Here is a 19,352-nt window from a genome sequence, read left to right on the forward strand (position 1 = left end):
GCTGGCAGAAGCCGGATCGGGTGTTACTTCATAGGTAATGGTCTCAACCCCTTCATTGGCCGGCCGGCCGCCAGCACCACCGAGCGCGTAGGTGCGCCGGTGAAATCTTCCTGGTGTACCCAGGGCGACTGGATGCTGATGGAGGGCGCATCGTTTACCGGGGTTACAATTACCTTAAACTCAAGGGGAGCCGAGTAATCGGTGCCATCAAAGGCGCGGATGCTAAGGGTAGCCTCACCCACGGCATCGGGTACCGCCGTAGCGGTAAAGGTACCGTTGCTGAAGCTCAGGTTGATAAAGCTCAGACTGGATGGCGCAGGCGTTACTTCCCAGCTCAGGGTCTCATCGGCTTCATCGGCCGGAGGAGGCGCAATGCTTACCGAGCGCGTAGGTGCGCCGGTGAAATCTTCCTGATGCGTCCAGGGCGACTGGATGCTAATGGAAGGCGCATCGTTTACCGGCAGAATCTGTACAGTAAAGGTCTGGGTGGCAATGGCATGTTCGCTGCTGCCGTCATTGGCCGTAACGGTAAAGGTGAAGGGGGTCGGTTGTATCTTGTCTTTTACCGACTTCAGTACAATTTCGCCACTTACCGGATCAATGGTGATGTTTACCCAGTCTACTGAGGCAGGGCTCAGGCTAAAGCGGATACCGGACAGGGGCGAGTCGGGGTCCTGCAGGTTCAGGATGTTGATCACCACATCATCGGCAAAATCTTCGTAACGCACTATTTCGGTCTGGCTCAGCGAGAAGCTGGGGGCATCGTTCACTCCGCCTACGGTTACCACCAGGTCTACTGCAGGGCTCTCGGCAGCGCTGCCATTGGAAGCTTCCTGGCTGCCTGCCCGGATGCGCAGGGTAAACTGGCCCACAAAGTTAAGCGGTGGCAGCACCTGTATGCCAGCCAGCTGCGCAGGGGTTAGGCGCCATACGCCATTGCCCAGGTCGGTACCGCCGGAGAGTGACGCTCCTACAGGCACATTCTCTACAAGGTAATATTGCAGGCTTTCGGACCCATCCTGGTCTACCAGCTGGGCAGAGAACTCCAGGTCGATCCAGGTATCTTCCGGACCAAAGGCCGGCTCGGTGGTTACCACGGGCGCATCGGCTACGGCCACTACCGTAAGCTGAAACTGGCGGCTAGAGCTCAGGCCGGCCCGGTCGGTGGCCGTAATGGTCACCTGGGTTACCCCATGGCGGTGCAGGCCGGGCGTAATGCGCAGGCTGCGGTTCTGGCCGGTGCCGGAGAGCTGAATGCCGCTGGCAGGTACCAGTACGCCATCTGCTGCGGTAACGCTAACCTGTATTTCCGAAGAAGGGCTCACCTCATCGCTTACGGTAAAGGCAATGGCGCCGGTAGGGGTATCTTCCAGGGTGGTAACATCCCCAACAGCCGAGATGGCCGGGCCGCTGGTATCTACCCAGAAGCGCTCGCTTGGGCCGGCCGCAGGGGCCATGTTGCCCACATTATCAGAAGCGGTGCCGGCGGCAATGCTGATGCTGATGCTGCCGTTGCCGGTAATGTTGGAGAGGGTAACGCGGAATTTATTGCTAGTGCCCTCAACTGGGGTTACTACGATGGTTGCCGCATTGGCCGTACCGGTACGGTTCAGGCTGATATCGGACGCATCCAGTGTAATGGTTTCGGCGGCATAGTAGGTCACTTCATACCACACCGGGCCATTTTGGGTAACCCAAACCGAGGGGTCGCTGATCACAATCCAGGGAGCTTCATCATCGGCTACCGATACCGAGAAGGAGCAGGTGCTTACATTACCGGCTGCATCCCGCACCTCAAAGGTGTTAATGGTGGTACCGGAGGGGAAGAAACTGCCGGAGGGTAAACCTGCTGTTTGGGTAATGGTAAGATCGCCGCTGGCGGTACAGTTATCCGTAGCCGTAATGGGGTCATAGGTTACCTCTGCTCCATTCTGACCGGATACTGCTTCTACCACAATATCTTCAGGGCAGGTAATGGCAGGGCCTGCATTATCTACTACGGTAATGGTAAAGCTGCATAGGGTTACATTGCCTTTGCTGTCTACGATCCTGAACTCATTTACCGTTTCGCCCAGGGGAAACACAGCGCCCGAGGGCAGACCAGCCGTTTGGGTGATGGTAGCGCCGGAGCAGTTGTCGGCATAGGGCACCTCATAGTTCACCACCGCCTGGCAGGCGCCGGCATCCGTTCCCACCTCAAAATCATCCGGACAGCTCACTACCGGAGGCGCATTGTCGATTACGGTGATGGTGGTAGAACAGGTGGTATAGTTAAAGGAACCGTCCCGGATCTCCCAGGTCACTTTGGTAGTTCCTACCGGGTAGCGGCCCGAGGCATTGGCAATGTTGGTATAATCATTTGCCAGGTAAAGGGTACCGCCCAGTTCGCCGGGGGTATTATCGGTATACACCGGCAGGGGTACGGTTACATAAGCATCGCAGGTACCTGAGGCACTGTACACCACAATGGGCTCGGGACAAATGCCTACCGGTGCGGTATTGTCTACTACTACAAAGTTGCTGGGGCCGGCTGCTGCAGCGCTGTTGCCGGCTTCATCGGTTGCCGTTCCGGCTGCAATGCTAAAGGCCAGGGTGCCATCGCCGGTAATACCGTTAATGGTTACAATACGCTGGGTATTGCTGGTGCCGCTTACGGAAACAGTACCCGTGGCAGTGCCGGTGGCAATTAGGGTAATATCGGCCGGAGAAAGGGTAATGGTGACAGGCTCGCTATAGGTAACCACCCAGGTGGCCGGGCCTACCTGCGTAGAGTTGTTGGTAGGGCCTGAAATGGCAATGGTAGGGGCCTGATCATCGAGCAGGTAGGGCTGAAAAAGGTCGGTATTGCTTTCGGCGCCAAGGGGCATCATGCCCAGGGGTACGGATTGTGTGCTTTGAATACTGCTGGTGGCGCTCAGGCCAAGGGTAAGCTTGCCTACGCCTTTGGCATTTTGCAGCTGCACCCGGTAGCTGTTGGCCTCCAGGGCCTCTACCGCACTAATACTTGCCCGGGCACTGCCGGTAAAGCTAAGCGCAAAGTCAGCGGCACCAATTCCCTGCACCGGCTCACTGAAGGTAACGGTAAAGCCAAGTGTTTTGGCATTGGTAGGGCTCTTTTGGGTACGGATAATGGACACCAGCCTGGGCACCGACAGGGTGGTAAAGCTCATTGTCTCGCCATACACAATTCCTGCACTGTTTTCGGCTACCAGGCGGTAGTAGTAGGTTGTGCCCTCCAGCAGGCCATTCACTACCTGGCTAAACGATACTGTAGCTGTACCGGCCGACAGGCTCTGGGCGCCTGGCAGGCTGGCAGCTGATACGGCAGGCAGGGACTGAGAAAGTCCCCACTGAAGGGCATAGGTAGTGGTAGCGCCATTGGCCCATACCCGTCCGCCCAGGTTTGCACTCTTTTCAGTGATGGCCGAAGCGGCAGCCACAGTAAGGCCAGGCAGCTCGGCCACATCCTGTAGACGCACCGTTACGGTTAGGGCTGTGCTTTGTTCTGCCTCCTGCCCCTTTTTGGCCGTAGCCACTATACCAAGGGTAAATACAGGGGTAGCTTCATAATCGAGCGCACTGCTGTTGGCGACCAGAATGTTTCCGCCAGCCTCAAGGCCAAAGGCGCCGCCGGTATTGCCACTAACGATCTCAAAATGCAGGGCTTCATTATCGGCATCAGTAGCAGGCTCAATAACACCTGCCAGGGTACCTGCAGCAGCATTTTCAGGAAGGGAAAATGTGTGATCGGGGATGGAAGGAAGGAGGGCAGGTGCAGCGGCTACGGCCAGCAGCACAGTGGCTACAAGCGCATAACGGGTCCATCCTAACTGTTGAATGGTGCGGTAAAGTAATGTCATAGGTTCAGCTTTGGCTGATGATCAGGGAATAGTACTTGCAAATGTAATAGCTCTATCCAAAAAATAAACACAAATGGGTAAAAAATTTTACCAATTTTATTTAAAATAGGATTTTATTAATTGACGGTGGAGCCACATCATGGGCTTACAGGCTCATCAGAAGGGGGTTATCAGGTACAGCATACAGTATGTGAGAAAAAACACAAAACTGCACAAAATCCCATCCACAAACTAGAATATTCCTTTTGAATATTTGATTTATCTTATGCATACGACTAAACAGGGCGGATGTTTCAGCTATAGCCTCTCTGCCTGGCCTGCTAACGGTACAACTATACCTACCCTTGTTAACCCCCCTTCAGCAGCATCCTGAAGCAGAAGGCCTTACCCGGGATTCAAAGCCTTTTTAGCTAAGAAAAAGGCGGGTACTTTTTGTACTGCTGCTCCGGCTTTTTTTCAGGTACGCAATCCCTGTTTTCGGAAATAGCTGGCCGCCAGCCGGAGTTTGTGATGGGGATATTTTCCTTTCAGACTTTCATACAGGGGCTGCAGGGGGCTGTTAACACCATGGACATAAAAGGCATCGGCCATGGCCTCGCGCTCCTGTTTAGAAAGGTAATGATCAAGCGAGGGCAGCTGCCCCTGTTCGTACAGGGCCGCCAGGTGGGAGTAAACCGTTTCCAGCTGCAGGTTGCGGCGCTCGGCAATGGCCTCGGGCCGCAAGCCCTGCTGCAGCAGGCTCAGCGTTACCAGATGGCTTGCCCCCGGATGGCCGGACCTCGGTTGGCCGGACCCCGGATGGCCGAACCCCGGATGGCCGGACCCCTGCTGCTGCCGGTAGCTCAGGATCTCGTTGATAAAATCCTGCCCGTAGCGCTCCATTTTGGGACGGCTGATACCCCCAATGCGCAGCATGCTTGCTTCGCTGATGGGCTGCTTTTCGGCCATTTCCCGCAGCGTTTTGTCGCTGAAGATGATATAGGGGGGCAGCGCCTCCTCATCGGCCAGGCGCTTGCGCAGGTTGCGTAGCTGCAGAAAGAGAGCCTCGTCCACCCGCTCGGCTTGTTTGGGCTGCGGCTTCACCAGCTGCGGCGGCTGAGCGGCTTTGTACAGCACCACCGGCTGCCCCTCAAACAGCACAGCCCTGCTGCTGTCATTGAGCTTCAATTTACCCCCCTGATCATAGGCAATATCCACCAGGCCGGTATTGAGCAGCTGCTGCAGAAAATTGCGCCAGTCGGCCGCCGATACTTCCCGGCCGGCCCCGTAGGTTTTGATGCGGAACAGACCCTTTTGGCGCACCTCCTCATTATCGGCCCCGCGCAGCACGTCAATAAGCAGGGGCAGCGAAAGCGCCTCGCCAGAGCGGGCAATGGCCGACAGCGCCATCTGCGCATAGCGGGTACCCTCCAGCGACTGGCGGGGGTTCTGGCACACATCGCAGTTCTGGCAATCGGCGCCGGCCTGTTCGCCAAAGTAGGCCAGCAGAATACGCCGGCGGCAGATCTGCGCCTCGGCATACTGCTGCAGCCGCTCCAGCTTGGCCTCCTGCAGGCGGCGGCGCTCGTCAGGTAGGGCCTCCAGCATGCTGCGCTGTTTCATCACATCGGCAAAGGAGTAGAACAGCAGGGTATCGGCCGGGGCACCATCGCGGCCCGCCCGGCCTATCTCCTGCGAGTAGCTCTCGATGTTTTTGGGCAGGTTGTAGTGCAGCACCCAGCGCACATTGCTTTTATCGATGCCCATGCCAAAGGCTATGGTAGCGCACACAATCTGCACATCATCCCGCAAAAAGGCCTCCTGCGTTCGCTGGCGCTGCTGGTGGGGCAGGGCGGCATGGTAGGCCTCGGCCCGGTAGCCGGCATCCTGCAGTTTTTGGGCCAGGGCTTCGCAGGCCTTGCGGCTCAGGCAGTAGATGATGCCCGGCTGAAAGGGGCGCGCCTCCAGAAACTCTACAATGCGCTGCATGCGCTGCTGGGCCGGCAGCACTGTAAGGCTCAGGTTGGGCCGGTCAAAGGAGGCCACAAACACCTGCGGGTTTTGCAGACGCAGCTGTTGCAGGATATCGGTGCGGGTGAGCTTATCGGCCGTGGCGGTAAGGGCAATGATGGGTACTTGCGGGAACTGCTGCTTCAGCAGGCTCAGCTGAGTGTATTCGGGCCGGAAATCATGTCCCCAGAAGCTGATGCAGTGCGCTTCGTCGATGGCAAAGAGGGAGATCTGCAGCTGCCGCAGCAGGGCCATAAAGGCAGGGGTCTGCAATTTTTCGGGCGATACGTAGAGCAGCTTCAACTGACCGCCGGCGGCCTGCCGCTCTACCTCCACCTGTTCCTGCCAGCTTTGGGCGCTGTTAAGGCAGCCGGCCGCAATGCCACTGGCTTTAAGAGCCGAGATCTGATCCTGCATCAGGGCAATAAGGGGGGAGATCACTACGGCGATGCCCGGCAGGTGCAGGGCCGGCACCTGGTAGCAGAGCGATTTGCCGCCCCCTGTGGGCATAAGCACCAGCACATCCTGCCGGTTACCTACGGCTGTTACCACCTCGGCCTGCATGGGCCTGAAGCTGGTATAGCCAAAGTATTTTTTCAGAATCGCATGAAGTGCAGCAGATGCAGCCATAGATTTTCTTCTCCAGATCAATACACCCTTTTTGGTCCCAAGGTTCAGCGGGCGCCAGCCTTTCTATAGCCCCCAAAATTATCATATCTTTTTGAGTATTTTTGCGTTATAGAAGGTACCTGTTACTACCGCCCGGCAGCGAAAGAACCTGATCTTTTTACACCCCCTAAGTGGTGGCAGGCGCCGAAAATAAGAAATAATGGCCTGACAGCCAAAACTTTGCAGCCAGCCCTTAGTTCTAGAAACATACATTCGCCCAGTAAATTTTTTTACCTGTTATGATTGATCTCATACTAGTAGGAATTGCCTACGTCATCATGATATATTTTATGGTGGTTTTAATGAAACAGCGCATAAAGCCCCTGAAAGGGGGGGATGACGATGATGGCGGCATAAGCATTAACAACCTTCCGGACCTGGATGATCTGCCCCCCGGCATTAGCCTGCCCGATGGCAGCCTGCCCCGGCGCAAATTTACCGACGAACCTGAAGGCATACGGCACTGAGCAGGCATGCCCCCTTGCCTGCCCTGCTACTCTCCACGCTCACAAAGGCTAATAGAAAGCATCTTCGAAATGGTGGAGCTGGGCCGGCATGCCTGCCCGGGCTGCCAGCTGTACCGCAATGATATCAAAGCGAACCGCCCCCTTCCAGTCCGTTTTTTCAATATAATACCCGGCAGCCCCTGTAATACGCGCTGCCTTTTTTCGGTCCACGGCCTCCTCGGGATAGCCAAAGGTGGGGTCTCCCCGGCGCGTTTTCACCTCCACAAACAGCAACAGGCGGTCAGAGGCCGCAATCAGGTCGATCTCGGCCCGCCGGAGCCGGTAGTTGCGGGCCAGAATCCGGAAGCCTTTTTGCTCCAGCAGTTCGGCCGCCAGGCTTTCGCCCAATTTTCCGGTAGCTTGCTTATCCTGCAATGGTTTTTCTGTTATTTTTACGAGCACCTATTTTTACAAACTACTTATAACCCGCTTGTGTGATGGACAAGATGAAAAAATTGATCGAGGATTTTTCGAACCAGCTGCGCGATGCCCTCCGCATCGGCAAGGAGGCTTCCATACAGCCGCCCGCCCGCGAGATCCGCAACGTAGTGGTGGCGGGCATGGGCGGATCTGGCATCGGCGGCAGCCTGCTGGCCTCGCTGGTACAGGATCAGCTGCGGGTACCCCTGCTGGTATGCAAGACCTATGATATTCCGGCTTTTGTAAACGAACATACGCTTTTCATTGCTTCTTCCTTTAGCGGCGATACTGAGGAAACCCTTTCTGCCCTGGAGCAGGCCCTGCAGGCCGGCGCCCAGTGCGTAGCCATCACCAGCGGTGGCGCCATTGGCAGCCTGGCCCGCCGCCGGGAGCTTGAGGTGATCTCCATACCCGGCGAAAGCAAGAGCCCTAGGGCCAATATTGGCTATTCGCTGGTGCAGCTGCTCTTTATGCTGCAGTACAAAGGCCTGATTGGTGGTGGCTTTGCGGAAGAAGTAGAGCGCCTGGCCCATGGCCTGGACCAGGAAGAAGAAAGCCTGCGCCTGCGGGCCGAAAAGCTGGCCAATTCCATGAAAGGCTACCTGCCGGTGATTTATGCCGACAGCCGCCTGTACCCCCTGGCAGTGCGCATTCAGCAGCAACTGAACGAAAATGGCAAGCACCTTTGCCATGTACATGAGCTGCCCGAGATGAACCACAACGAGCTGGTAGGCTGGGAGCATCCCGAGCAGGTGCTTACTGATTGCAAGGTGTATTTTCTGCTTTCTTCCTATGATCATCCGCGGGTGCGGGAGCGCTTCCGCATCAGCCGGGAAATCCTGGCCAAAAAGGCCGCCAACGTATCTACCATTGAGGCCAGTGGCCAAAGCCTGCTGGAGCAATGCCTGTACCTGATTCACTTTACCGACTGGATCAGTTACTTCCTGGCCAAGGCCAACGACAAGGACCCCTTTCCGGTACAGGCCATCGATTATCTGAAAAGCGAGCTGGAGAAAGTAAAGTAGGTATGGGGTTTGGGGTATCAGGTATGAGGTGTGGGCGTTGGGTCCCTGCCAAATGATCATTTTCCGACACAGCACTAACAGTGCCAGACTTAATGTATTAAAGCTGAACGGACCTATTGATTCCCCAAAGCCCATACCCCATACCTGATACCCCTACCCCCCTATGAACCACCACATCAATACCACCGTACGCTTTCGGCACCTGGGCCGCATGGATTACCAGCAGGCCTGGGACCTGCAGGAAGAGCTCTTTGCCGGCATTGTGGCCCGCAAGATTGCCAACCGCACCCTACCCCCTGCCGAGCAGCTGCCCACTACCAATTACCTGCTGTTTGTGGAGCATCCGCATGTGTATACGCTGGGCAAGAGCGGCAAGGCCGAGCACCTGCTGCTGGATGAGGCAGGGCTGCAGCAGGCCGATGCCAGCTACTACAAGATCAACCGTGGGGGTGATATTACCTACCATGGCCCGGGTCAGCTGGTAGCCTACCCCCTGCTGGATTTGGAGAATTTCTTTACCGATATTCACAAATACCTGCGCCTGCTGGAAGAAGCCGTTATCCTTACCCTGGCCGAATACGGGCTGGAGGGTGGCCGCATTCCCGGCCTTACCGGCGTGTGGCTGGACTGGGAGAAGCAGGAAAATCCCCGCAAGATCTGTGCCCTGGGGGTAAAAAGCAGCCGCTGGGTTACCATGCACGGCCTGGCCCTGAATGTGAATACCAAGCTGGCCTACTTTGGCAACATCGTGCCCTGCGGCATCGATGATAAGGCTGTAACCTCTCTGCAGCAGGAGCTGGGACGGCCCGTACCCCTGGCTGAGGTAGAAGAGAAGTTAAAACAGCATCTGACCACTTTATTTGGCATGCATATTGTTGAGAAGGAAAACTAAACTATCTTTGATTTCCTTAACCACAATTTCATGCAAAAATTTCTACAACGTGCGCTTGCAGGTTTGTTCCTGCTGGTACTGGTATCTGGTTGTGCTAGTATCGTAAGCAAATCTACCTATCCGGTTACCTTCAATACCTCCCCCAGCGGAGCCGATATCAAGATCACCAACCAGTTTGGTATGGTAATGTACGAGGGGTCTACGCCTACCACCATACCACTTGCCGCCGGCGATGGCTTTTTCCAGAAAGCCCGCTATCAGGTAACCATTTCCATGTTTGGGTATAAATCGCAGACCTTTCCGCTGGAAGCCACCCTGGATGGCTGGTATTTTGGCAACCTGGTATTTGGCGGCCTTATCGGTATGCTGATTGTAGACCCTGCCACCGGCGCCATGTGGAAGCTCCCTACTTCTTACCTTCAGTATAGCCTTAGCCCTTCTGATCAGGCTTCACTTAAGATTATGTCTATCGACGAGCTGCCCGAGCACCTGCGGGATAAGCTGGAACCGCTTAACGAAGAGAGCATCACCAACTAGCCAGCGGTCTACACTAGCCTGGTATCCATTAAAAAGCCCAACTACGAATTCGCAGTTGGGCTTTTTACTTATCCAATATCAGGCGCTCTTTACTTCAGCTCGGCAATTACAGAACGGCCGCCTTTTACTTTATCGCCAATGGCTACTTTTACCTCGGCATCCAGCGGCAGCAGGATGTCTACCCGGGAGCCAAACTTGATAAAGCCAAACTCACCCCCCTGCTCAATGGGCTGCCCTTCCCGGATGTACCACTTGATGCGGCGGGCCAGGGCGCCGGCAATCTGCCGGAAAAGCACCTGCACACCATCCTGCATCTCTACCACCACGGTGGTGCGCTCATTGTCGGTGCTGCTTTTGGGGTGCCAGGCCACCAGGTACTGGCCGGGGTGGTACTTGAAATATTTCACAACCCCCCCTACCGGGCTGCGGTTTACGTGCACATTTACCGGCGACATAAAGATGGAGATCTGCCGGCGGGGCACATTGAAGTACTCCTTATCCACCACTTCTTCAATCACCACCACCTTGCCATCGGCCGGGGCCAGAACGTGCTTATCATGGCTGGTAATGGAAATGCGTGGATTGCGGAAAAACTGCAGAATGAGCAGGTAAAACAAGATGCTCACAATCACAAATACGGTGTGCACCTTTTCCTCGCCGGGCGCCAGGTAAATTACCAGCAGGTTGAGGGCTACCAGGATCAGTAGCAGAAAAAAGAGTAGTTTACGTCCTTCCTTATGTATAGTCATAGCTGCGGTTTTTCGCGGCGCAATATACACCAATCCCCTTAAAATAAAAGTATAAAGGCTGGCCGGCACTTGCATGCATCGACCAGCCTTTAAAGTATATACCGCTTTGTAGGCCTAAAGGTTTAGAAGCCGCCGCGGAATTTGTAGGTCTTGGCTACCTTATCAATGGCCACAATGTAGGCCGCAATCCGCATGGGTACTTTAAACTCCAGAGAGGTCTTGTACACCCGGTCAAAGGCATCTTTCATGATCCGGTCGCTGCGGCGGTTTACGCGCTCGGCGGTCCACTTATACCCCAGGCGGTTTTGCACCCACTCAAAGTAGCTTACGGTTACCCCACCGGCATTGGCCAGGATGTCGGGCACTACCATAATTCCCTTGTCGTTGATCACATTATCGGCCCGGAAGGAGGTAGGGCCGTTGGCGCCTTCCACAATCAGCTTGGCTTTTACGTTCTCTACGTTGCGGATGGTGATCACATCTTCCAGGGCAGCCGGTACCAGCACGTCAACGTCCAGCTCCAGCAGCTCATCGGCATTGCCCAGGCGCTCGCCACCGCCAAAGCCTTCCAGGCTGCCGCGGTTGTTGTTGCGGTACTGGATGGCGGCATTGATGTCGATGCCATTTTCGTTGTAGTAGGCGCCGCTCAGGTCGGAGATGGATACGATCTTAACGCCGCGCTCTTCCAGCAGCAGGGCAGCAAACGAACCTACGTTGCCAAAGCCCTGCACGGCGCAGGTAGCCTGGTAGGGGTTGATCTTCAGTTTTTCCATGGCAGCCAGGGCGCTTACCATTACCCCACGGCCGGTGGCTTCGGTACGGCCCAGCGAGCCGCCCAGTACCAGGGGTTTGCCGGTTACTACGGCATTGGTGGTCTGGCCTACCGAGCGGGAGAATTCGTCCATCAGCCAGGCCATTTCCTGCGGGCCGGTACCCATGTCAGGGGCCGGAATGTCCCGGTCGGGACCAAAGATCTCCAGCAGCTGCTTGGTGTAGGCACGGGTAAGGCGCTCAATCTCGCCGGTAGACATCTGGCGCGGGTTGCAGCGAATACCCCCTTTGGCACCGCCGTAGGGAATGTCTACTACCGCACATTTCCAGGTCATCCAGGCGGCCAGGGCCTTTACCTCATCCAGGTTTACCTGCATATCGTAGCGGATACCCCCTTTGGAGGGGCCCAGGATACTGGAGTGGATCACCCGGTATCCTTCAAATACTTTAATCGTACCGTCGTCCATGGTGACGGGCAGGTTCACAATTACCTGCTTTACCGGCGCCTTCAGTACGTTATACACGGATTCGTCGAGGCCCAGGTGCTGGGCAGCCGTGTCAAACCTCGACATCATTGATTCAAACGGGTTCTCCTTGTCTTTGATCGGAGCTGGTTCGATGTACGCCATAGTATCTGTTGTCTAAAAGCCTTTTTAGTGCAAGTCCCTGGCTATCAGCTAAAAATAGATAGCAGCCGGAATTGCTGCGCAGGCTCAATTATGAGGTAAAATTAGGAAGAAGTACAAGATTAAAAAACACTTTGCCCCAAAGGATTCCATGCAAAAATCTAAAAATTGTTACCTCTGTAGGTACGCACCGGCAGGGGCAGGGTTACCTTTCAAACGTTTGCGATTCGCCTAAAAAAGTGTATTAGAACAAGGCCAGATAGGTTAGGATAAACGGAACCGACAGGAGCAGCCCATCAAATCTGTCCAAAAACCCACCATGCCCCGGAATGGTGGTGCCCGAATCCTTAATGGCAATGCTACGCTTGAAGAGACTTTCTACCAGATCGCCATAGGTAGCCGTTACAATGGCAATGCCGGCCAGGATAAACCACTCCCAGCTGTGCAGGTCATCATAAAAGATGGAAATGACCATGGCCATGAGAAAAGCCGTAGCGGCCCCGCCTATAAAGCCCTCCCATGATTTTTTGGGCGATACCCGCTCAAAGAGCTTGGTCTTGCCAAACTTGGTGCCCGCAAAATAAGCGCCTGTATCACTGGCCCAGATAATGAGCATCAGTCCCAGAATGATCTGGTAGCTGTAGTCGCCCAGAATAAAGACCACCCCATGCAGCAGTGAAAACGGCACCGCCACATAAATAACCCCCAGAAAAGTAAAGGCAATGTTGGTAAAGGGCTTTTTCTCATCCCGCTTATAGAGCTTGATAAAGAAGATGAGCGAGCCCAGCGGAAAGACCAGAAAGTAATATTGCACCGGTAGCAGCCCCTTTTGTATAAAAAAGGTAATGGTATAGAGCATCAGCCCGGTAAAGGTGCCCCAGAATTTCAGCGGAAAGTGCCCGTCCAGACCCACCAGCTTGTAAAACTCCAGCAGCGTAAAGGCGCAGATCACCGAAAAGACCAGAAAATACGTCCAGGAGCTGAACCAGATGGCAAAGATAATGGCTGCCGCTCCAATCACCCCGGCTATAATACGCTGACGCAGGTTACTGAACCTACTCAAATGAGATATCATCCTGTATAAGTTTAATTGCCTTCAGTACATCGTCGGCCGCCACATGCACTTCATAATGACCAATCTGGTAATTGCTATCCCTTTTATCAACTACTACTGCAGCAATATCGTTATCCTGCAGCACAGCCTTTACTATTTCTGCCCGGTACAGGAGGTCGGTTTTATATACCGGAGCCCAGCCTTTCATTCAACCACCCCTCTGCGAATCACAAAATAGTACCGATACGCCAGGCTGGCACCAATGCCCACCAGCAGAAACAGCAGAATGCTGGTGCCCGAAAGGGATACGGTTTGGGTAGTATCCAGCTCGGTCAGCTCCAGCTGATAGAGGTAGCGCAGCAGCAAGCTAAGCCCATTATTGATAAAATGTGCCATAATGGGCATCAGCAAATTACCCGACCAGTAATAAAGATAACCGAAAAGCGCCCCAAGAAACAAGCGCGGCAGCAAGCCATAGAACTGAAAGTGAAAGAGCGAGAAGATGAGTGCTGTGCCCCAGATGGCCACATGGGCATTGCCAAGTGTGCGCTGTAACAGCGGCTGCATCAGCCCCCGGAAGAAGAGCTCCTCCCCCAGGGCCGGCAGCAGCGCTATGATCAGCAGGGCGGCCACAAAGTGCAGGGCCGAGGGAAAAGTGGTCAGGTACAGGGTAAGCCGCTGCAGGTAGGCTTCTTTTTGCTGGGCCCAGCTCTCAAAGGTCTTAAAGGTTTCGGGCAGCACCAGGTTAGCATTCCACTCAATGAGCAGCGAATTGGCCATCATAAAGGCCAGTGTACTCAGCAGCAGCAGCAGCAGCGGAATTATTGCCCAGCCCCTTTTGTTGATAAGGGTTGTCAGGCGCTCGCTCTCGTAGTGGTACACATACACGAGCGGCCCTGCCAGAAAGCCCCCCACGGCGGAGAAGAACTGGAGAATGTACAGGATCGGACGGGCGTAGGGGTGCGAAAGGCTGCCGGCAAGCTGGGTGGTCTCTTCAAAACCGGTTCCAAACAGCGCCATGCACAGCAGCACGGCCAGGAACTGGCCCACAAAGAGGCCAATGAAAAAATAGATAAGTAGCAAGAGGAGCGAGCGCCCTGCAGGCTGTGCCGTCCTTTTATCTTGCGCCAGTTGCCGAAAAACCATAATTAAGGCATAAATTTACGCTAAAATACGGATTAACAAATTGGTACGGATAGGAAACCTGGAGCTGGGCGATTTTCCGCTCTTGCTGGCCCCCATGGAAGATGTAAGCGACCCCCCTTTCCGGGCGGTGTGCAAGGCCAATGGGGCTGATCTGATGTATACGGAGTTTATTGCGGCCGAAGGCCTGATCCGCCATGCCGATAAGTCGGTGCAGAAGCTGGACATCTACGACTATGAGCGGCCCATCGGCATCCAGATCTTCGGGGCCGAGATAGAGCCCATGCGCGAGGCCGCTGCCATAGCCGAAGCGGCCAATCCGGAGCTCATCGACATCAACTATGGCTGCCCGGTAAAAAAGGTGGCCTGTAAGGGTGCCGGCGCGGGCATTTTGCTGGACATTCCCAAAATGCAGGCCATGACGGCCGAGATTGTAAAACGGGTAAACCTGCCCGTAACGGTTAAGACCCGCCTGGGCTGGGACCACGATACCATTAAGATTGTTGAAGTGGCCAAGCGCCTACAGGATGCCGGCATACAGGCCCTCACCATCCATGGCCGTACCCGCCAGCAGATGTACAAGGGCGAGGCCGACTGGAGCTGGATTGCCGAGGTAAAGAACCATCCTGATATTCGGATACCCATTTTTGGCAATGGCGATATTGACTCGCCCCAAAAAGCAGTGGACTACTGGAAGCGCTTTGGCACCGATGGGGTGATGATTGGCCGGGCGGCCATTGGCTACCCCTGGATCTTCCGGGAAATTAAGCATTACATCGCTACCGGTGAGCTGCTGCCCCCACCCGGCCTGCAGGAGCGTGTGGATACGGTAAAAGAGCACCTGCGCTTCTCGGTAGAATGGAAAGGCGAAAAGCAGGGCATTTGCGAAATGCGCACCCATTATACCAATTACTTCCGGGGCATCCCCAATTTTAAACCCTACCGGGTGCGGCTGGTCACTTCCGAATCGTACGAGGAGATCCGCACGACCCTGGACGAGATTTCTTCCGTTTTTTCAGATGCCTACAGCCTTGCCTAAGGGCAGCCGGGCAGGGGAAACTCCTTTGGAGCATCTGCCTGCCGCTACCCCCTCCGGTGCCACCCCTGGCCGTACCAAGTCGGAGCGGCTCAGTGCAGCCCGCTCCAACCCAAAGATCATGGCCTGGTTCCTGCTGATTCTGCTGGCCATTATCTGGGGTAATTCCTTTATCCTGATCAAGAAGGGCCTGCTGGCCTATAGTGCCGGCGAGGTGGGCGCCCTGCGCATCCTATCGGCAGGCCTGGCCCTGCTGCCCATAGCGCTGCGGCATGTGGGCAAGCTGGAGGCACGCCACCGGGGGCTGCTGCTGGTCATTGGCCTGGTAGGTTCCTTTATTCCGGCCTTTTTGTTTGCCAAGGCGCAAACGCAGCTTTCCTCCAGCGTAACGGGCATTCTCAATGCGCTTACCCCCCTGTTTGTAGTGCTCATTGGGGCGCTCTTTTTCGGGCATCGCTTTACCCGCCGCAATGCCATAGGACTGGCCATCAGCTTTGTAGGCTCCATTGTGCTGGCGCTGGCCCGGGCCGGGGGAGATCTGGGCGCCATCAACTACTATGCCGGCCTGGTGATCCTGGCTACGCTCTGCTATGGGCTCAACCTCAACATCATTAAGGCCTACCTGGGCAGCCTGAAGCCGGTGGTCATTACCTCGGTCTCCTTAGCGCTGGTGATGCCTGCTGCGCTGGTGTACCTGCTGGGTTTTACCAACTTTACCACCCATCTGCAGACGCAGCCAACCGCCGGCTGGTCGCTGCTGGCCGTGGTTACCCTGGGGGTAGTGGGCACCGCCATTGCACTTATTCTTTTTAACAAGCTTGTGCAGATGACCACCCCCATGTTTACCTCTTTTACCACCTACCTGATACCGGTAGTGGCTGTAATTGTAGGGGTGCTGGATGGCGAGCTGCTGCTGCCCATGCACTTTGTGGGCATGGCGGCCGTAATTGCCGGGGTGTACATTGCCAATCAGAAACCAAAACAGCCCGGAGCCTAAACCCGGAACTGCCTGCCTGCGTACCTGCTCTAGATCCTATACTATATATACGTATTATGGCACAAGAGCCGGTGCGCATCGCTGTCTTTGACCTCAACCAGACGGTCTACACCAAATCATCCAAAGACGAATTTTTTAAGTTTGTTTGCTATAAGCGCAATTACAAGCTGCTCAACATCTTTCAGATTGGCCTGTTCTATGGCCTTAAAAAGCTAAAGCTGCTGAACCAGACCTCTTTTAAAGAGAATTTCTTCAACTACCTGGATAAGTTACCCCCTGAGCAGGTGAAAGAATACGCCCGGCAGTTCTGGAGCATTGAGTGGCCAGAGCAGTTCAACAAACAGCTGCTGGACCGCATTGAGGAGCTAAAATCCGAAGGGGTGCAGATCTGTTTCAGCACCGGCGGCTTTGATGTGTATGTAGCCCCCCTCTTTGAGCACTACCTGAAGGTAGATGCCTGGATGGCAACTCAGACCCGCTATGTCGGAAAAACCTATAAAATAAATGGGAAAGCCCTGAAGGAGGAGGAGAAGACCCGCCGCCTGGATGAACACTGGGGAAAGGGTGCCTACACCATTGTGGAGGCCTATTCCGATGCGGTTGAAGATTTTTTTGACTGCACCCAGCGTCCCTACCTGATGAAAAAAGGCAAGCCCGTTCCCTATAAAAAGGAAAAGCAGCAGGCCCGCTCCCAGAAACAATAACCCAGCCTGCAGATCATAGCCCATGTAGGAAAATTAGCTTTTATTTATTTGGATTAATTCTAAACAGACTCTAGCTTTGCCAGCAGTTATTTAAAATCAATCTAAATAAGTAATGCGTTTCTCCCTAACCCGTCCCCTATTTTTTGCCCTGGCAGCAGGCAGCTTTTTGATTTCCTGCACCGATGATGAGCCCCTGGCCCCCAGCCTGCCCGACACCTACAATTTCAGCAATGTAGACTATAGCGGCCAGCAGCAGCGCATCCAGATGCTGGACATGCTCATTGCCGAAGTGCGCAAGGCCAACGATGGCCAAACGGTTGTTCCGGCCAGTGACCTGATTGCCATTTATGAAAACCACAACCAGCTGCTGGGCACCAGCAAAAAGCTGGAAGACAAAACACACCCCTCTGCTAAAACCGCCATTTACGAGTACTTCAATATGGTGGGCGAGCTTAGCGGCAATCCCAACAATGTAGTAGGCGGTTACCTGGTAACGCCTGAAGGACTTGAGCCCGCCCAGATGATTGCCAAAGGCCTGATGGGCTCCCTGCTCTACTGGCAGGCGGTAGGCACCGAAGGTTACCTGGGCCAGGCCAAAATGAATGTTGACAACACCACTGTAACCGAAGGGCAGGGCACTGCCATGCAGCACCACTGGGATGAAGCCTTTGGCTACTTTGGCGTACCCAAAGATTTTCCGGCCAATGATGGAACCGCTGCCGGCGCCACCGGCGAAAATAAAGCCTGGTTCTGGGGCAGCTACAGCAACCAGCGTGCTGCTGTGGTGGATGTGCGCCAGGAGATGATGGATGCGTTTATCAAAGGCCGCGCCGCCATTGACCGCAAAGATATGGCCGCCCGGGACGAAGCCATTGCCACCATCCGGCAAAACTGGGATCTGCTGGTAGCCGCCAATGTGGGGCATTATATCAACAAAGCCATTGAGTTCTACGGCAACAGCAACGAAACCGGCCGCTACTACCACAACTGGTCCGAAGGCAAAGCCTTTGCCCAGGCGCTGCCCTACAATCCCGATGCCAGGATCACTGCCACCCAATACGGACAGCTGCAGAACCTGATCGGTACCAATCCGCAAACGGCCACCCTGGCCAACCTGCAGGAAGCTGCCCTCTTGCTGCAGCAGGCATATGGCTTTACCAATGACCAAATGGAACGCCTGTAAGGCACACAATCCCCTTTTTATAAGCGCCGGCTTTGCTGCCGGCGCTTTTTAAGCTACCCCCCTTATGATCAACAAGCTACTACCCCTACCCCTTCTGCTGCTGCTTCTGCTGGCAGTAGCCTGCAAGGATGATACCGGAGAAACCCAGCGGGTGGACTTTGATGAGGCCGCCATGCTGGACAATTACGGAAGCAACATCCTGCTGCCGGGCTATGCCTTTTTGCAGCAAAAAACCCAGGATCTGCAAAGCCGGGTAGCCGACTTTACCGCCGCACCAACTGAAGCCAGCCTGCTGGCGGTGCAGCAGGCACATCAGCAAGCCTGGCTGGCCTGGCAGGGGATAAACCTGTATGAATTTGGCCCGGCCGAGCAGCTTAACCTGCGCCGCAACATCAGTACCTTCCCCACACAGTACCCCAAGATCATCAATGCCGTACAAAGCGGCAGCTGGGATGTAAACGGTCTCTATGCCAACGACATTCGGGGCTTTGCCGCCCTGGACTTCCTGCTGTACTCCGAAAACGGCGATGGGGGAGCGATTCTGGAGCGCTTCACCACCAGCACCCATGCCGCCAACTGGAAGGCTTTTCTGACCGATGTAAGCCAGCACCTGCACGCCCAGACCAGTGAGCTGTATCAGCAGTGGTCGCCCACCGGCGGCAACTACCTGGGAACCTTTATCACCAATACCGGCAACAGTGCCAGCAGCTCCCTAAGCCTGCTGGTAAATCAGCTGGTGCAGGGCTTTGAGCAGATCAAAAACAAAAAGATACGGGAGCCGCTGGGCCTGATGGCCATTGATGGGCAGCCGGTACCCCGTGCGGTAGAGGCCTACTACAGCAGCTATTCCCTGCCCCTGATCCTGGCCAACCTGCAGGCCGTAGAAAATATGGTAGAGGGCACCTATGCCTCCGGCGAAGGGCTAGGCCTGGCCGATTACCTGGAGGCCCACCATGCCGCTGGCAATACGCAAACCAACCTGGCCGAAGAAATTCGGGCGCAGCTGCAGCTTATCAACGCCAAGGTAGCGGCCATACCCGCACCCCTGCACCAGGCGGTGCTCAACCAGCCGCAATTGGTCAATGAGGCCTATACCGAAATGGTAAATCTGATGCCCCTGATCAAAGCCGACCTGCCCTCGGCCCTGAGCGTTCGCATAGAAGACTACGGCGATACCGACGGTGACTAAGC

Annotated in this window: 17 protein-coding genes; 9 read left to right on the forward strand and 8 right to left on the reverse strand. The window is 55.2% G+C overall.

The features are described 5' to 3' along the window. Positions 1-23 precede the first annotated feature (23 nt). Together ADICEAN_RS03260 and recQ are read right to left on the reverse strand one after the other, a co-directional pair. Complete coding sequence (locus ADICEAN_RS03260; protein WP_009194098.1) at positions 24-3,860, reverse strand: HYR domain-containing protein; 3,837 nt, start codon at positions 3,858-3,860, stop codon at positions 24-26. Positions 3,861-4,316: 456 nt separating this feature from the next. Beyond that, positions 4,317-6,479: a DNA helicase RecQ gene (gene recQ / locus ADICEAN_RS03265; protein ID WP_040396093.1), complete on the reverse strand. Its 2,163-nt coding sequence runs from the start codon at positions 6,477-6,479 to the stop codon at positions 4,317-4,319. A gap of 341 nt (positions 6,480-6,820) precedes the next feature. On the opposite strand from recQ, the gene ADICEAN_RS03270 reads away from it, so the two are divergent. Continuing rightward, positions 6,821-6,985 (forward strand): hypothetical protein, encoded by a 165-nt coding sequence (locus ADICEAN_RS03270; protein WP_236612857.1) that lies wholly within the window; start codon positions 6,821-6,823, stop codon positions 6,983-6,985. Between the two features lie 48 nt (positions 6,986-7,033). Here the strand turns inward: ADICEAN_RS03270 and ADICEAN_RS03275 are convergent, their stop codons facing one another. Next, complete coding sequence (locus ADICEAN_RS03275) at positions 7,034-7,399, reverse strand: YraN family protein (RefSeq protein WP_009194101.1); 366 nt, start codon at positions 7,397-7,399, stop codon at positions 7,034-7,036. A gap of 62 nt (positions 7,400-7,461) precedes the next feature. On the opposite strand from ADICEAN_RS03275, the gene ADICEAN_RS03280 reads away from it, so the two are divergent. The 3 genes from ADICEAN_RS03280 (at position 7,462) to ADICEAN_RS03290 (ending at position 9,898) form a co-directional block, all read left to right on the forward strand. Beyond that, on the forward strand, positions 7,462-8,469 hold the full coding sequence (locus tag ADICEAN_RS03280; protein WP_009194102.1) for a bifunctional phosphoglucose/phosphomannose isomerase: 1,008 nt from the start codon (positions 7,462-7,464) through the stop codon (positions 8,467-8,469). Positions 8,470-8,632: 163 nt separating this feature from the next. Beyond that, positions 8,633-9,361 (forward strand): lipoyl(octanoyl) transferase LipB, encoded by a 729-nt coding sequence (gene lipB / locus ADICEAN_RS03285; RefSeq protein WP_009194103.1) that lies wholly within the window; start codon positions 8,633-8,635, stop codon positions 9,359-9,361. Between the two features lie 30 nt (positions 9,362-9,391). Then, complete coding sequence (locus tag ADICEAN_RS03290) at positions 9,392-9,898, forward strand: hypothetical protein (RefSeq protein ID WP_009194104.1); 507 nt, start codon at positions 9,392-9,394, stop codon at positions 9,896-9,898. Between the two features lie 89 nt (positions 9,899-9,987). Here the strand turns inward: ADICEAN_RS03290 and ADICEAN_RS03295 are convergent, their stop codons facing one another. From ADICEAN_RS03295 to ADICEAN_RS03315, 5 genes are all read right to left on the reverse strand, one after another. Continuing rightward, positions 9,988-10,647 carry a phosphatidylserine decarboxylase family protein gene (locus ADICEAN_RS03295; protein WP_009194105.1) on the reverse strand — a complete coding sequence of 220 codons (660 nt, stop codon included), beginning with the start codon at positions 10,645-10,647 and terminating at the stop codon, positions 9,988-9,990. A 122-nt stretch (positions 10,648-10,769) separates the two neighbouring features. Continuing rightward, entirely contained in the window at positions 10,770-12,047 is a 1,278-nt protein-coding gene (locus tag ADICEAN_RS03300) for a Glu/Leu/Phe/Val family dehydrogenase (RefSeq protein ID WP_009194106.1), read from the reverse strand. Positions 12,048-12,288: 241 nt separating this feature from the next. Further along, complete coding sequence (locus tag ADICEAN_RS03305) at positions 12,289-13,119, reverse strand: phosphatidate cytidylyltransferase (RefSeq protein ID WP_009194107.1); 831 nt, start codon at positions 13,117-13,119, stop codon at positions 12,289-12,291. After that, positions 13,100-13,306 carry a putative signal transducing protein gene (locus tag ADICEAN_RS03310; protein WP_009194108.1) on the reverse strand — a complete coding sequence of 69 codons (207 nt, stop codon included), beginning with the start codon at positions 13,304-13,306 and terminating at the stop codon, positions 13,100-13,102. Before ADICEAN_RS03310 ends, ADICEAN_RS03305 begins: the two co-directional genes overlap by 20 nt. Beyond that, positions 13,303-14,181 (reverse strand): CPBP family intramembrane glutamic endopeptidase, encoded by an 879-nt coding sequence (locus tag ADICEAN_RS03315; protein ID WP_236612858.1) that lies wholly within the window; start codon positions 14,179-14,181, stop codon positions 13,303-13,305. Before ADICEAN_RS03315 ends, ADICEAN_RS03310 begins: the two co-directional genes overlap by 4 nt. 103 nt (positions 14,182-14,284) lie before the next feature. Here ADICEAN_RS03315 and dusB point away from each other — a divergent pair, with 103 nt between their 5' ends. From dusB to ADICEAN_RS03340, 5 genes are all read left to right on the forward strand, one after another. Further along, a complete protein-coding gene (gene dusB, locus ADICEAN_RS03320; protein WP_009194110.1) occupies positions 14,285-15,280 on the forward strand; it encodes a tRNA dihydrouridine synthase DusB in 996 nt (331 codons plus the stop codon). A gap of 118 nt (positions 15,281-15,398) precedes the next feature. After that, on the forward strand, positions 15,399-16,274 hold the full coding sequence (locus tag ADICEAN_RS03325) for a DMT family transporter (protein ID WP_040396100.1): 876 nt from the start codon (positions 15,399-15,401) through the stop codon (positions 16,272-16,274). A gap of 56 nt (positions 16,275-16,330) precedes the next feature. Further along, the gene (locus ADICEAN_RS03330) at positions 16,331-16,978 is read left to right on the forward strand and encodes an HAD family hydrolase (protein ID WP_009194112.1); all 648 of its coding nucleotides are present in this window, start codon (positions 16,331-16,333) and stop codon (positions 16,976-16,978) included. 112 nt (positions 16,979-17,090) lie between these two features. Beyond that, entirely contained in the window at positions 17,091-18,161 is a 1,071-nt protein-coding gene (locus tag ADICEAN_RS20880; protein WP_009194113.1) for a DUF4856 domain-containing protein, read from the forward strand. A gap of 64 nt (positions 18,162-18,225) precedes the next feature. Beyond that, a complete protein-coding gene (locus ADICEAN_RS03340) occupies positions 18,226-19,350 on the forward strand; it encodes an imelysin family protein (RefSeq protein WP_009194114.1) in 1,125 nt (374 codons plus the stop codon). The last annotated feature ends 2 nt before the right edge of the window (positions 19,351-19,352 follow it).

Source organism: Cesiribacter andamanensis AMV16 (genome assembly GCF_000348925.1).
GTDB classification, from domain to species: Bacteria; Bacteroidota; Bacteroidia; order Cytophagales; family Cyclobacteriaceae; genus Cesiribacter; species Cesiribacter andamanensis.